At 44.3% G+C, this 16,020-nt stretch carries 10 protein-coding genes; 7 read left to right on the top strand and 3 right to left on the bottom strand.

Annotated elements, in window-relative coordinates; translation table 11 throughout:
• Positions 1–2: 2 nt before the first annotated feature.
• On the bottom strand, positions 3–4,028 hold the full coding sequence (locus BACFIN_RS18850; RefSeq protein WP_007747731.1) for a hybrid sensor histidine kinase/response regulator transcription factor: 4,026 nt from the start codon (positions 4,026–4,028) through the stop codon (positions 3–5).
• A 98-nt stretch (positions 4,029–4,126) separates the two neighbouring features.
• Complete coding sequence (locus BACFIN_RS18855; protein WP_007747730.1) at positions 4,127–6,187, bottom strand: acetate--CoA ligase family protein; 2,061 nt, start codon at positions 6,185–6,187, stop codon at positions 4,127–4,129.
• A 120-nt stretch (positions 6,188–6,307) separates the two neighbouring features.
• On the opposite strand from BACFIN_RS18855, the gene metG reads away from it, so the two are divergent.
• Together metG and BACFIN_RS18865 are read left to right on the top strand one after the other, a co-directional pair.
• Positions 6,308–8,347 (top strand): methionine--tRNA ligase, encoded by a 2,040-nt coding sequence (gene metG, locus BACFIN_RS18860; protein WP_032839000.1) that lies wholly within the window; start codon positions 6,308–6,310, stop codon positions 8,345–8,347.
• Positions 8,348–8,351: 4 nt separating this feature from the next.
• Positions 8,352–9,794: a lipopolysaccharide biosynthesis protein gene (locus BACFIN_RS18865; RefSeq protein WP_007747728.1), complete on the top strand. Its 1,443-nt coding sequence runs from the start codon at positions 8,352–8,354 to the stop codon at positions 9,792–9,794.
• Here BACFIN_RS18865 and BACFIN_RS18870 read toward each other — a convergent pair.
• Positions 9,791–10,621 (bottom strand): O-fucosyltransferase family protein, encoded by an 831-nt coding sequence (locus BACFIN_RS18870; protein ID WP_050761234.1) that lies wholly within the window; start codon positions 10,619–10,621, stop codon positions 9,791–9,793. The genes BACFIN_RS18865 and BACFIN_RS18870 overlap by 4 nt on opposite strands.
• 88 nt (positions 10,622–10,709) lie before the next feature.
• Between BACFIN_RS18870 and BACFIN_RS0219240 the strand changes: the two genes are divergently transcribed.
• From BACFIN_RS0219240 to BACFIN_RS18890, 5 genes are read left to right on the top strand one after another with little or no spacing between them, the layout of a single operon-like run.
• A complete protein-coding gene (locus tag BACFIN_RS0219240; protein ID WP_050761232.1) occupies positions 10,710–11,672 on the top strand; it encodes a glycosyltransferase in 963 nt (320 codons plus the stop codon).
• Positions 11,673–11,684: 12 nt separating this feature from the next.
• Positions 11,685–12,710, top strand: a complete 1,026-nt coding sequence (locus tag BACFIN_RS18875) for a glycosyltransferase family protein (RefSeq protein WP_007747709.1) — start codon at positions 11,685–11,687, stop codon at positions 12,708–12,710.
• 4 nt (positions 12,711–12,714) lie between these two features.
• Positions 12,715–13,629: a glycosyltransferase gene (locus BACFIN_RS18880; RefSeq protein WP_007747701.1), complete on the top strand. Its 915-nt coding sequence runs from the start codon at positions 12,715–12,717 to the stop codon at positions 13,627–13,629.
• Positions 13,626–14,711: a glycosyltransferase gene (locus BACFIN_RS18885; protein ID WP_007747699.1), complete on the top strand. Its 1,086-nt coding sequence runs from the start codon at positions 13,626–13,628 to the stop codon at positions 14,709–14,711. Before BACFIN_RS18880 ends, BACFIN_RS18885 begins: the two co-directional genes overlap by 4 nt.
• A 42-nt stretch (positions 14,712–14,753) precedes the next feature.
• Positions 14,754–16,019, top strand: coding sequence for a glycosyltransferase (locus BACFIN_RS18890; protein WP_007747698.1), 1,266 nt, complete (start codon positions 14,754–14,756; stop codon positions 16,017–16,019).
• The last annotated feature ends 1 nt before the right edge of the window (position 16,020 follow it).

Here is a 16,020-nt window from a genome sequence, read left to right as displayed (position 1 = left end):
CGCTACTCCTTTACATTCGTAAAGTCCTTTGGCAACACTCCGAACTGCTTCTGGAAACATTTTGCAAAGTAGGACGGTGAATTAAATCCTACCATATAGCAGATTTCATTGACCCTGTTTTCACCCTCTTTCAGCAGTTGGGCAGCCTTTTTCAGACGCTCCAGACGAAGGAACTCATTCGGACTGAGATCCAGCACTCCTTTAATTTTCCGATAGAAGTTAGAACGGCTCATATTCAGGTTATCCGCCATGTCATCCATACTAAACTCCGGATTGGCATAGTTCACCCTGATAACCTCGTTCAGTTTCTTGATAAACTCTTCATCGGCTTTCGTCAATGCCATTGTATTAGCGGCTATAAAAGGAGATTCCGCAAAAGCCTGGCGCAGCTTCTCCCTGTTCTGAATAAGATTGGAAGCGCACGCCTGCAAATATTCCACAGAGAAGGGTTTTTCAATATAGGCATCCGCGCCCAGTTCCATTCCCTCTATCTTCGATTGTATATTAGTCTTCGCGGTCAGCAGTATGATAGGAATATGGCTGTAATTCAAATCCGACTTAATCGTCTTGCACAGTTCGAAGCCATCCATTACAGGCATCACGACATCACTTATCATCAGATTCACATAATTGCCGTCCAGTACACGCAATGCTTCCGCGCCATTGGTAGCTGTCAGCACCGTGTAATCTTTCGACAGTTGGCGAACCACAAAGGCAAGCATATCCGGATTATCTTCCGCTACCAACACAGTCGGGCGGTTATCCTTCTCTACTGCTTGTTCCGCAGGAGCTTCGTTTATCTTGTCAGTTCCCGCTTCCACTTCCGTTGTCAAGGTGATTGTCGTATCCTGTACTATCGGCAAAGTCATACAGAAAGTATTATTCTCCTCCCCTTTTCCCATAGTCAAAGTCCCCTGATGCAGTTCGGCAAGCGAGCGGGAGAGAGCCAACCCGATGCCGGTTCCGGTAGTCACTTTTCCATCCTCCTGCTCGTTGAAACGAACAAAAGGCTTGAATATCTCCTCTTTCATTGCATCAGGAATGATTACTCCGTCGTTCACCGTGCAGATACGGAATGAATTGCCTCCGTCCGTATCCGGCACTGCCAGCGATATATGCACGTAACTTTCCGCATATTTCACCCCATTGTTCAGCAAATTGCTGATGATTTTCGTAAATGCTTCCTGATTGATATGAGCATAAAAATCCTTTTCCGGCATCTGCAAAACAAAATCCAACCCTTTCTGCTTGGCAAGGGAAGTAAAGCGTTTATGAGTTTCTTTCAAGATTTCGGTAACATTACATTCAGTAAAGTTCAGTCGGAATCCCTGTCTCTCCGTCTTGCGGAAATCAAGCAACTGATTGGTCAGGTTCAATAACCGCTCCGTATTCTGCTTCATGACGTTCAAGTCCTCACGGGTTTCCGTATCCACTTGCTTCTTTAGTATGATATTTTCCAACGGACCTTTAATCAATGTCAACGGAGTACGTATCTCATGGGCCACATTCGTAAAAAAGTCAATCTTCGCATTATATACTTCGCGTTCCTTTTCCTGTTCGAATTTCTCCATCTGCCGACGATGCTTCCTGTTGCTGCGTCTCTTGAAATACATAACCGTATACAGAGAACAACCTATAATCAGCAAAGCATACACGATATAAGCCCAGACGGAAAGATAGAAAGGCGGAAGAATATGTACTTTCAGGGATATTCCCTCTTCATTCCATACCCCGTCGCTATTAGAGACTTTCACCCGGAAAGTGTAATTGCCATACCGCAGGTTGGAGTAAGTGACGATAGGGCTCTCGCCTACTGTCAGCCAGTCTGCATCAAAACCGTCCAGCTTATACATTATCCTGCTCATTCTCGGAGCCTGGAAGTCCAGTGCCGCCACACGGAAAGAGAAAGAGTTCTGATTGGATTGAAGTACAAGTTCGTCGGAAAAGGTGATGCTCTTCTCCAACGGAGAACCCGGTTCGCCTACATACACTTCCTTGCCAAAGAGCAGAAAATCAGTAATCACGATAGACGGAAGCGACTTGTTCTCTGAAAAGTTCTTGGGATTGAAAGCCACAAAGCCGTCGATACTTCCCAGATAGATCGTACCGTCTTCCGTTTCAAAACTTGAACGATAATTGAACTGGTCGCCCAGCAAACCGTTGGAAGTGGTATATACTTTCATAGCTCCGGTGGTAGGCTGGAAACATACCAAACCATTATTGGTTGTCAGCCAGAAAAGCCCTTCTTTATCTTCCACAATCTGATAAACGACGTCGTTTGGCAATCCGTCCGCCAGATTATAACTGGTGAAGGTTTCCGTCTCCGGATGGAACAAACAGAAGCCGCCACCCTGCGTCGTGAGCCAGACCTGCCGGTGGGAATCCTCGAAGACACTCACTACCTTGTCGTAAGGAAGGCTTTTCGGATTGCTTTCATCATGCAGGTAATTCTTCCATTTCTTCTCACTCACATTATAACAGTAAGCACCGTTTGCATAAGTTGCCAGCCAAAGGTTTCCGCTGGAGTCTTCTTTGATGTCATATACAAACCGGCCGTTCAGTTCCGGAATCCGGTCAAAATCGTCGGACTGCTCATTATAACGCAGCAAGCCGAATAATGTGCCCAAATAAATATCTCCCGTCGTTGTCCGGCAAATGGAGAAAACACTATTATCTATCAACGAACGCGGCGAATCTGTTTTCCGGTATGTTTTCACAATAGCTCCCGTGTGTGTGTCCACCACTTTCACCCCTTTCGAGAAAGTGCCTACCCAAAGATGGTCGCCAATCAGGCACAATCCGTGCACGTTCGTAAAGGCATTGCTTGGCGTGAAGAAAGAGAAAGTCTTAGTCTTCGGGTTAAAGCGGTTCAGGCCACCGTCTTCCGTGCCAATCCACAGGACTCCCTGATTATCCTGGCAGAATTCACGTACCCGCTTTCCCTGCAGCCCGTTTTCTGTCCCTTTCGGATAATACTTCTCAAAATTCGTATAGAAACGGGGATAATAGTTTACACCACCGAAATAAGAACCAATCCAGATACCACCTTCACGATCCTTGCACAGCGAATAAATAGCATTATCGGACAAGGAGTAAGGGTCATTGATCGAACTGCGCAAGTGAACAAATTTCCCCAGCCGGAGATTATAAATATAAAGTCCTGACTCTGCGCCAATCCACAGCTCATTGTCGGAAGCCATCAGCAGTTCACGACAAAATACAGATTCCCCGTTCTCATCTGCCAAGAGCAAATCATGCAATTTGTTTGAGGTCAGGTTCAGTTCCTTCACTCCACCTTTCAAAGAGCCGACATACAGACAGTTGTATGCCCCTTTCGCAAGACTTATCACTACATCGTTCGCATAGGTTTCTTTATTATCTATCGGAGAGCGATAAGGATGGAGCGTTTTCAAGCGGTCTTTCGAATAGAAAAGACCGTCACCGTAACAGCCTATCCAAAGGGTTCCGCTATTATCAAAGACGAAAGTCTGCACATTAGTGGTAAGAAAAGAGAAATTCTCTAACGTATAGTTCCGAAGTTTCTCTTTTTCCAGTTCATAGCAGAAGAGACCTTGAGATTCTACCGCCACCCAGACACAACCTTGATTGTCGCCGGAGATTGCAGTCACGGTATGTTCTATTTTCGTGTTTTCCGCACTCAGTTCCGTGAAATGCTCAAAGAAGTCCTTTTCCGGATAATAAATATAAAGCCCCACATCCGTGCCTACCCAGATATTTCCTTTCTCGTCTTCATAAAGCGCTGTGATGAAATTGTTGCCGATACTTCGTTGGCTACGGTCATCGTGCTTGAATTTACGGAACGACAAGCCGTCATACCGATTCAATCCATCCTTCGTACCGAACCACATAAACCCTTGCTTATCCTGCAGAATCGTATTGACTGTATTTTGGGATAACCCGTTCTGCACGCTCAGGTTTTTGAAATAATGGCATTCGTCCGCCACTTGTGCATGACAGCTTATCTGGTAGCAAATAAAACAGAATAAAAGTGTCAGTGCTTTTTTCATAACATACGTGTTTTCTATCTTCCCGTTTGAGTTACCAAATGTAGGCAAAATAACAACGGGAAGATGATAAATACGTCCCAATGAATGAAAAAATAGTCTTATTTCTCTATTCTGATACGTGCGTCAACTGCCACAACCGCCTTTTCTGTAGCCAAAAGCGGGTTTATATCCATTTCTTTAATCTCTGTCGCAAAGCGGAGCAAGGTAGAAAGACGGACTATAATTTCAGCAAATTTATCTTCATTCACCCCCTTTTGTCCACGTGTCCCCTGTATGATTTTATAAGCCCTCAGCGAATGAATCATCGAATAAGCCTCTTCATAAGAAAGTGGGGCCAAACCTGAAGAGACATCCTTCAGCACTTCCACAAAAATACCTCCCAGACCACAAAGGACCACATGCCCGAACTTCTCCTCATATTTCGCTCCAATGAAAAGTTCCGTACCTTTCAGCATTGGCTGTACCATGATTGCTTTCGCATCAGCTATTTGCATCATACGGTCAAACTCCAGAGACAAATGTTGCTCACTCTTGATATTCAACACGACCCCGCCAACATCCGATTTATGCACAGGTCCAACGACTTTTGCCACCACCGGAAATCCGCAACGACGGGCAAAAGCCACCACTTCTTCCTTATTATCCGACACAAATTCATCTACAAGCGGAATACCGGCTGCATGAAGCAAAGCCTGTACATGATGAGGCGCGATATATCCGTCATCCGGAATAGAATCAATGATCCGCCGAATTCTCGGAACATCCACTCCGAACAGTTCTATTTCAGGAACTGCTGGTTTAGGAGCATTCACAATGCGGGAAAGAGCAGTCCCTAATGTGACCTCATCCGAAAAGTTCACGTGACCTTTAGCAAGGAACGCTGCCACTTCCGCTCCAGCTGTATTGATGGAAGGAAGTATCGGGAAAATCGGCTTACTGCAAACCTGCATTTTCTCATGAAGCACATCGTACATCTCGAACATAGTGACTAGTCCCGGAGTTCCAAAAATGGCCATCACAGCATCTATATTCTTAAATTTCTCTTCACAATAGTCAATACAAAGACGCAGATGTTCCGGAGTTCCCGTAGCAAGAATATCAATCGGATTACCGACAGCAGCTCCCGGAAAGAGTTGCGCTTTCAGTTCTTCTGCCAGGTTACCTTCTAACTTCGGCACATTCAGCCCCCCCTTGCTCAACGCATCCGTCAGCATTACTCCGGGACCTCCGGCATGAGTGATAATCGCAAAATTCTTTCCCTTCAGTTCGGGCAAGGTAAACACACAACCGACAGTAGTCAGCTCCTCACGTGAGAAACAACGTACAATTCCCGCTTTACGAAACAAAGCCTCAACAGCAGAATCCGAGCTGGCAATAGCTCCCGTATGCGAAGAAGCCGCACGGCTTCCACTTTCCGAGCTTCCCGCCTTAATCGCTGCAATCTTACACCCTTTTCTTATCAATGAAGAAGCATGGAATAATAATCGGTCCGGATTTTGGATACTTTCAATATAGAGCAATTTGATTCGTGAATCTTTTTCAGAATCGAAGTTCTCATCCATAAACTGTAATACATCCTCCACCCCAATCTGTTTGGCGTTCCCTACCGACCATACAGAGTTGAACTGCAATCCCTTAGTCACCGCGCTTTCCAAAATGAATACGGCTGTAGCACCCGAACTGGAGATAAGATCCACTCCTTTCGGACTTAAATTTGGAATTGGTTGACTGAACACACTATGGTGCCAAGTATTCATCAATCCGATGCAGTTAGGTCCTATCAACGACGCGCCATATTTGTTTACAGTTTCCAGAATACGTTCTTCCAACAATGCCCCCTCATGAGTCTCCTCACCAAAGCCGGCAGAAAGTATGATAAAAGCCCGGGTATGCTTCCGACCAGCCAATGTTTCTACGATGCCAGGACACATTGAAGCAGGAACCGCCAATACCGCAAGGTCCGTATCAGGCACGTCCTGCACATCCGCAAAGGCAGGAACTCCCTGCACTTCTTTCTCTTTTGGGTTCACAGCCCGAAGTTCTCCCTGATAACCCCCGTTTATCAGGTTCTTTAATATTGCGCCACCCGGCTTATGTACATTATTTGAAGCCCCTACTACAACAATGCTCTCAGGGCGCAGCAACTGGGTTGTTATCATATCATACTCTAATTTTCGTTTAACTTGAATACAAATATATTCTTTCTTACGAGAAAAAAGAAAGAAAAGTCACTATCTTTGCACATTACAAAGCTGAAAACAATAAAATCACACGATACAATGGAAAAGAAATTCAAAAGAACCACCGTCACATCGGCATTGCCCTATGCGAACGGACCTGTCCACATCGGTCATCTGGCCGGTGTATACGTACCCGCAGATATTTATGTACGCTATCTGCGCCTGAAAAAAGAAGATGTATTATTCATCGGCGGTTCGGACGAACACGGAGTGCCTATCACGATCCGTGCCAAGAAGGAAGGAATCACCCCGCAGGATGTAGTAGACCGTTACCATTCCTTAATTAAAAAGTCATTTGAGGAATTCGGAATCTCATTCGATGTGTATAGCCGCACCAGTTCACCGACCCATCACCAACTAGCTTCGGACTTCTTCAAAACATTGTACGACAAAGGAGAATTTATCGAAAAAACGTCTGAGCAATACTACGATAAAGAAGCTAAAACATTCCTCGCCGACCGTTATATCACCGGAGAATGTCCTCACTGCCACTCGGAAGGAGCATACGGTGACCAATGTGAGAAATGCGGTACTTCACTCTCTCCGACAGATCTCATTAATCCGAAAAGCGCCATCAGCGGGAGCAAGCCGGTAATGAAAGAAACCAAGCATTGGTATCTTCCCCTCGACAAACATGAGGCATGGCTGCGCAAATGGATTCTGGAAGATCATAAAGAATGGCGTCCCAACGTATACGGTCAATGCAAAAGCTGGCTCGACATGGGCTTGCAGCCACGTGCCGTAAGCCGCGACCTCGATTGGGGAATCCCCGTTCCCGTAGAAGGAGCAGAAGGAAAAGTTTTGTACGTATGGTTTGACGCGCCTATCGGATACATTTCCAATACCAAAGAACTGCTTCCCGATAGTTGGGAAACATGGTGGAAAGATCCTGAAACCCGTTTGATTCACTTCATCGGCAAGGACAACATCGTATTCCATTGCATCGTATTCCCTGCAATGCTGAAAGCTGAAGGCAGTTACATTCTGCCGGACAACGTGCCGAGCAACGAATTCCTAAACCTGGAAGGAGATAAAATTTCCACTTCCCGCAATTGGGCTGTATGGCTGCACGAATATCTAGCCGATTTTCCCGGAAAGCAAGACGTACTCCGCTATGTACTGACCGCCAATGCACCGGAAACAAAAGACAATGACTTCACCTGGAAAGACTTCCAGGCACGCAACAATAACGAACTGGTCGCTGTATATGGCAACTTTGTGAATCGTGCTATGGTACTTACCCAAAAGTACTTTGACGGAAAAGTACCTGCACAGGGCGAATTGACTGACTATGACAAGGAAACTCTGAAAGAATTCGCAGACGTAAAAGCAGAAGTAGAAAAACTGCTCGACATTTTCAAATTCCGCGATGCACAGAAAGAAGCCATGAATCTGGCACGTATCGGTAACAAATATCTGGCCGACACAGAACCGTGGAAATTGGCCAAAACAGATATGGAGCGTGTAGGCACTATCTTAAACATTTCCCTACAGCTGGTTGCCAACCTCGCCATCGCTTTTGATCCGTTCCTGCCGTTCAGTTCGGAGAAACTCCGTAAGATGCTGAATATGGACACATTCGAATGGGCTGAACTAGGAAAAGACAATCTGCTGCCCGTAGGCCATCAGTTGAATAAGCCGGAACTGCTGTTTGAAAAGATCGAAGACGCTACTATCGAAGCACAAGTACAGAAGTTGCTTGATACTAAAAAAGCAAACGAAGAAGCAAACTACAAAGCCAATCCGATTCGTCCGAACATCGAATTCGATGATTTCACGAAATTGGATATCCGTGTAGGTACTATCCTCGAATGCCAGAAAGTACCAAAGGCAGATAAGTTGTTGCAATTCAAAATCGATGACGGACTGGAAACACGTACTATCGTATCGGGCATTGCCAAACACTATCAACCGGAAGAACTGGCAGGCAAACAGGTTTGCTTCATCGCCAATCTTGCCCCGCGCAAACTGAAAGGTATCGTCAGCGAAGGAATGATTCTGAGCGCCGAAAATAATGATGGCAGTTTGGCTGTTATTATGCCGGGACGGGAGGTAAAGCCGGGCAGCGAAGTAAAATAAAAAAATGGGTGAAGAGCAATCACTGAGACAAAAGACAGCCAAAGGATTATTTTGGGGAGGACTCAGCAACAGCTTACAGCAGTTGCTGGGGCTTCTTTTCGGAATTGTTTTGGCTCGTTTGTTGTCACGCTCCGATTATGGCATGATCGGTATGCTGACCATCTTTTCAACGATAGCCAACATCCTACAGGAAAGCGGTTTCATCTCCGCTTTGGTCAACCGTAAAAATGCTTCGGACAAAGATTACAATGCCGTATTCTGGTTTAGTGTTTCTTGTAGCGCCATCTTATATATATTGCTCTACCTGTCGGCTCCACTGATTGCCGAGTTTTACCGTACGCCGGAATTAGTCCCCCTTTCCCGACTGACTTTCCTAAGTTTTTTTATCGCTAGTTTAGGGATCGCTCCACGCGCCATCCTTTTCCGCAACCTCAAAGTGAAAGAAAATACGATTATTTCCCTTTCCTCACTTACATTATCCGGTATTACAGCAATAGTCCTTGCCGTAAATGGATTTGCCTATTGGGGCATAGCCATACAATCACTTGTATACGTAGCAGTTGTCGTTATACTCAATTGGTACTTCGCCAAATGGATGCCTAGCTTCCATTTCGACTTTTCTCCTATAAAAGAGATGTTCGGTTTTAGTAGTAAAATGTTAATTACCAACATATTCATGACTATCAACAACAATCTGTTCTCCGTACTATTAGGGAAATTCTATACCAAGCAGGCAGTAGGAGATTTCAGCCAAGCAAACAAATGGAATAACATGGGACATTCCTTAATCACAGGAATGATTAACGGAGTAGCCCAGCCCGTATTAGCAAGCATAACGGAAGACACCCAGCGTCAGGTAGCCGTATTCCGTAAAATGCTGCGCTTCACCGCATTTATCTCTTTCCCTGCCATGTTCGGCCTCAGCATTGTATCCAAAGAGTTCATCGTGATTACCATTACTGATAAATGGCTCGTTTCCGCCCAAATGATGCAGTTGCTCTGTATCTGGGGTGCGTTTATCCCTATTAATAACCTGTTCTCAAACCTGTTGGTCAGCCGGGGACGTTCTTCCGTGTTTATGTTCTGCAATATCACACTCAGCATTTTGCAACTTATCACAGCATGTCTCAGCTATCCTTATGGTATCACAATGATGATTTATCTGTTCATTACCATCAATATCTTATGGCTTTTTGTCTGGTATTTCTTCGTCAAAAGAGAAATACCTTTGACTCTATCCTGTGTACTCAAGGATATCGCTCCTTATTTCTTATTAGCAGCCACATTGACTGCCTCCGCTTATTATATCACTCTCGGAATCCGGAATCTATATTTATCCTTACTAATAAAAATAGTGCTGGTAGTATTTTTGTACGCTCTGATTTTATGGAAATTACAATCCGTGATATTCCGTGAGTGCATTGAATTTATAAGAAAGAAAATCTAAACACGAAGTATTTGCAGGGGAATATCTCCTAATTGGGCAGCCAGTTCCGAAAAAGAACTGCCTGAAGATCCATAAATCTTTTGAGTGCGTGACAGTGTATACATATCGGCTACAGCATCCTTAATTCCGGAAATCGAGCCACGATCAGAAACCGTCTCAGCCGTATGCACCCTGCTACCATAACGATTGCGTAACTGCTGTTTCACCTCTTCCGAATCAGTTGCCAGATAGATACACAAATCATCATACATATCACTTTCTTTGTCCAACTGTGTAAAAAACAAATCCAATGGACTTTGACGGATGGCTACCGTATGATCTGCACGACGAATATGTACACCTACCGTATGCTTGGAAAAGTGACAAAAACGGAGTTCGACTTCCTCACAAACGGAAGCGACAGGGTGAAACAAAGAACGAAGTAAATTTGTACTGTAATTCACAAACTGGTCACAAGTAGCAATGTACAACCGTCCACTTTGAGATGCCCACTCTTCCAGCTCCGACTCCTTATAACAAAGAGCACGTACGTCCCTTTCATACAGACAATCCTCAAACAACAATTTCTGAAAAAGTTTCGGAAGATAAAAATTACGCCTGCGAGGACGGTCATACATAAGCAAATGTTTGCAAGATGTCTCCGAAAAGGATATATTCATCAACTCCGGTTCCTCAAACACTTTGAAAAAGGGAGCATTCAGTCCCCAATCACGGAACCATAGTACCTCCAACTTTCTCCTTACTCTATATGTCAAGGTAACGGCAGAAGCTACAGCGCGCATACGATTAGCTAATCCTCCCACCGGCACTAATATAATCTTTTCCATAATCATATATTCATTTCCAACACAAAAGTAAACAAGTTTATTATTCTTTGGCTATTTTTGCAGACAGTATTTACACAAATTCAAAAATATGAATATTAATCCGAACTCACCGGTTTCCATTTCAGTCGTTATGTGTACCTATAACGGAGATAAATATCTTGAACAGCAAATAGATTCTATATTGTGCCAGACCTATCCCATCCATGAATTGATCATACAAGACGATTGTTCTACCGATCGTACAGTAACAATTATTGAAGCATATCAAAAACGAGACCCACGTGTCAAACTCTATATTAACGAGGCACCACTAGGATTCAATTACAATTTTTCATCCGCCTTCGCCAAAGCTGAAGGTGAATATATCGCCTCTTCCGACCAAGATGATATCTGGCGACCGGATAAGATAGAGATTCTGATGAACCACGCAACAAATCATTCTCTACTTTTTCATAACTCTTACCTATTCACCACGGATATTCAACAGACCATGGGGAAAAAAAACAAATCTAATGTACTTTACAACGAACTTTATCTATTAATGAAACCATATGTCCCGGGACACGAATGTTTCTTCCACCGCAATATCCTACCCATTTTCCAGCAAGCTGTGAAACAAGAGAATAACATCTCCTATGACTCCTTGCTAATGTTGGCTGCCGTTGTCTCCGGACCAATAGAGTTCATTGACGAAGGACTGGTCTATTGGCGTAGACATCCTCAAGCCACTTCCTACCATACGGAACAAAAATACAATGCATGGGAAGGACTACAAACTGCTCTGAAAAGCCTAAGCAACCACTCACAGCGCAATGTTACAAAAAGATATTTTCAAGCTGTCAGCAACTATCCATTCAGGCAGAAATATACCATCCGAACAATTCGGTATATGAAGACAGGCAGTATTATTGGAATTCTGAAAGCCTGTTGCGTCTGTTGCATTCAGCATAAACAACTTTATCCCCATACACGTTTTTTGCAATCATGCATCAAGTCTTTTTTCACTCCCTTGTATTTTATCCGAGATTGTAGTAAATTTGCCATCCATTAATGACTTAGGAATATGATAACATTTACTGTATTTCCGCGTTTAAGGCAAAACCCTAACGAAAAAAACAATCCCTATATAGAGAATTTCATCGCTTCCTTGAACCGTGAAGGAGAAAGTACTGTTATCAATCCTCCACACCGAAACCCGCTTCTTAGCATATTGCCTCCCAAACGATGGGGAGACGTGATTATCTTCAATTGGTTTGAAAGTATTCCTGATTTCAAATACGGACTTTTACAAACTGTCACGGCAATCTGTTTCGTAACAGTACTCAAATTGGCAAAGAAGAAAATCGTATGGGTACTGCACAACAAAAAACCACACAATGACGGGTATACAGGCATGAAAAAATTCCTCATGCGTTTCATCGTCCGGAAAGCGGATTTAATACTTACACACGCTACCGAAGGGCTGGAAATCATCCGGCAGAGATATCCGCAAGCCAGCGGAAAAGTTCATTTTCTGCACCATCCTACCATCAATCGACTTCCCCGACAGTTACCTGCCGAGAATAATATTCTTTATGATTTGCTGATATGGGGTACTATCTCACGCTATAAAGGTATACATGAATATCTTTCATACCTACGTAACCATCCGGAGCAACACCCCAATGTCTGCATTATCGGACGATGTGCCTCCGCCTCTTTGTTGAAAGAATTGCAGGACAAAGCACCTGATTATGTCAAAATCATCCCTGAAAGTCCATCGTTTGAAAAGCTAAGTAATTACGTAGCCTGCTCCCGTTTTGTACTCATTCCTTACTGTCCCGATTCTGTATTAAGTTCGGGAGTATTAATGGATTCCCTTTCTTTCGGGGCAAAGGTAATAGGACCAGCCACCGGATCATTCATCGATTACAGCCACAACAGTCTATTAAACGTCCACACATTTAAAAGTCTGGATGATATTGCCGTCATCCTCTCAGACTATAAAAAAGAAAAAGCCTCACTAGTTGGATATAGGCAATTTCTCGATGAAAACGCTTGGCAGTACTTCGGCAGCAAAATTATTGAACTAGTAACAAAAACCAAATAACATAATGACAAAATACGCTCCCATATTGCTGTTCGTGTACAATCGTCCGGAACATTTAAAACAAACGATGGAGACACTTCAAAACAACACACTCGCTGCCGAAAGTAAGCTCTACATCTATTCCGATGCAGCCCGCAAGGACACAGACGAGGCAGCTGTAGCTGAAGTCCGCAACTATATCCATAAGATAACAGGATTTAAGAGCATTACCCTCATCGAACGGGAAAAGAACTGGGGACTTGCGCGTAATATCATTGACGGAGTTACCACACAAGTCAACCGCTTCGGGCGGGTTATCGTAATGGAAGACGACTTGATTACAGCACCTTACTTCCTACAATTTATGAACGATGCACTTGAGACTTACAAAGACGAGCCACGCGTCGGTCACATACAAGCTTGTGATTTCACCAACGACCCTTCCCTACCCGATACATTTCTTATCAAGTTTACCGGAAGTTGGGGGTGGGCTACTTGGGACAGAGCATGGAAATATTTCAATCCCGACGGGAAAGAGCTGCTCCGCCAATTGGAAGAACGTAACCTCACACGGAGATTTGACCTCAACGGGAATTATCCTTTCACGCGAATGCTGAGGCGCCAAATCGAGGGAAAAAACAATTCATGGGCCATCCGCTGGAATGCCAGCCTGTTTTTAGCAGATATCCTCTCGTTAAACACCGGACGTTCACTTATTCAGAACATCGGTTTCGATGGAAGCGGCACCAACTGCGGTGGTGGAGGTTTATACAGTTCCACCTTATGGATGAAACCGCTCCCAATAGAAAAATGGTCGCCAATAGAAGAAAATGAAAAAGCTAGAGAAGCATTCGCACGCTATTACCACCGCACAAATTGCTTTATGGCCAAAGCGATTCGACGAATTAAACGTACCTTGAAAGGAGACTTCGGCGCATGAAAATATACTATTATCACACACGCCCCATACAAGAAGCATTGGACGAATGGAAGAACCATTTACACCCCGGACATATATTATATGGGCTCACTCATTTCAGTAAACACGGTATTCACCCGATACTCCACCATTACCGTCATTTCGCATCCCGTATACGGTTCTCACTCTACAATTTCTTTGAAATCATACGTTGCAAAGAACCGTATGACCTTTTGTATGGTACCTCCTTTTACGGACTAGAGCTTATTATCTTCTTACGTGCGTTCGGATTGTACCGCAAACCCATTGCTATCTGGCACCATCAAGCCGTAGTCCGAAACTCCAACAAACTGAAGAATTTGATTTCCCGCTTTTATTATAGAGGTATCGATCAAATGTTCTTTTTCAGTCAGACGTTAATTGAGGACTCTTTAAAATCAGGCAAAGTCAACGCCGGTCAGTTGCACCTTATACATTGGGGAGCCGACCTTGATTTCTATGACTATCTGAGACAGCACCTTCCAACCGCAAACGAAGAAGAACCAGAAAAGACGTTTATCACTACTGGGAAAGAGAATCGTGACTTCACCACCTTGCTAAAAGCATTTGCCGAAACAGGGCTTCCCCTTGATGTGTTTACCACACCTGCCGCCGGAGACAAGAACTATGAGCTTTTACTAAAAAAATATATACCATATACCAACATACGGATACATTTCACGGGCGGTATCATCCCACACAAGCTCGCCACAGAAGTAGCACATTCAAAAGTAGTAGTCATCTGCTGCCTTGACAACCCCTACACCGTGGGACTCACCACACTGGTAGAAGCTTTTGCATTAGGACTCCCGGTGATTTGCTCACGTAATCCTAAATTTCAAATGGACATTGAAAAAGAAAGAGCAGGTATCTATGTAGACTATAATGATACGGAAGGATGGAAACAAGCCATCCGTTACCTCTACACCCATCCTGAAGAAGCACAGCAAATGGGAGCCAACGGTCGGAAACTGGCAGAACGGGAATATAATTTAGAACATTACAGCCGCGAATTATCGCAAATCTTAACTACTACGGTAAAAACTTATCGCAAGCAACCATAGATTTGCAACGAAAAGCGTACATTTGCATAAACTTTTATGCGCATGAGAGTACTAATCATCAATACTTCAGAACGAATGGGCGGTGCGGCTATCGCAGCAAACCGTCTGATGGAATCGCTCAACGGTGCCGGAATAGACACCGGGATGTTGGTACTGCACAAAACGAGCCACTCCGATAAAGTACATACCGTCGGTAAGTCTTGGCAAAGAAAGTTCACGTTTATCTGGGAACGTCTCATTATTTGGGCAAATAATCTTTTCAGCCGGAAGAATCTTTTTAGGATATCCATTGCCAATACGGGGTTCGATGTCACCCGGCTTCCGGTTTTCAAAGAGGCAGATATCATTCACTTGCATTGGATCAATCAGGGCATGCTGTCCTTGCACAATATTCAACAAGTCATCACCTCCGGCAAACCTGTTGTTTGGACGATGCATGACATGTGGGAATGTACCTCCATCTGCCATTATTCCTACTCTTGCGAATCATTCAAAAACGAATGCGGAAACTGCCACTTTCTCCGTTTTCCCGGGAACAACGACTTGTCTCACCGCGTCTTCAAGAAAAAACAGAGCATACTCTCTCCGGCAAGAATAAATATCGTTACAGTAAGTAATTGGCTCGCCTCACAAGTACGCCAAAGCACACTACTCAAAGGAAAGCCGGTCACAGTGATACCGAATACGCTTTCACTGAGCAACTTCCGGATACTTAATAAAGTAGAATGCCGACAAGCATTATCTCTTCCTGACAAACGGATTATCGTGTTCGGGGCTGCCCGTATTGATGATCCGATAAAAGGATTCCCAACGTTGATGGAGGCCATTCGCCTTTTAATCCGACGAAAAGACTTTCGGAGTAAAGAGTTGCACCTCCTACTATTCGGAAGAATCAAATACCCCCTGCAGGTGCTCCCGTCTATTCCGGTCAGTCATACCTACATGGGCTGGGTAAGCCAAGCGGAGGAGCTTTCTCAAATCTATTCGGCAGCCGATGTCGCAGTGTCCGCCTCGCTCTACGAAACCTTCGGACAAACACTGATTGAAGCCCAGTCTTGCGGTTGCCTGCCTGTTTCGTTCGGCAACAGCGGACAAGCAGACATCATCCGCCATAAGGAGAATGGATACTTAGCTGACTATCAGTCGGCGGAAAGTCTGGCCGACGGAATAAAATGGGGACTTACCGAAGGGAAAGAACGGGTGTCACCGGAAGCAATGAGAAACGAAGTAATGACTAAATATTCGGGCAAGGTGGTAGCCGGACAATATATCAATCTGTATACAAGCCTGTTGGCAAGCAAACTTTAGA

Origin of the sequence: Bacteroides finegoldii DSM 17565 (genome assembly GCF_000156195.1) — a bacterium.
GTDB classification, from domain to species: domain Bacteria; phylum Bacteroidota; class Bacteroidia; order Bacteroidales; family Bacteroidaceae; genus Bacteroides; species Bacteroides finegoldii.
This window is presented reverse-complemented; position numbering and strand designations above follow the sequence as displayed.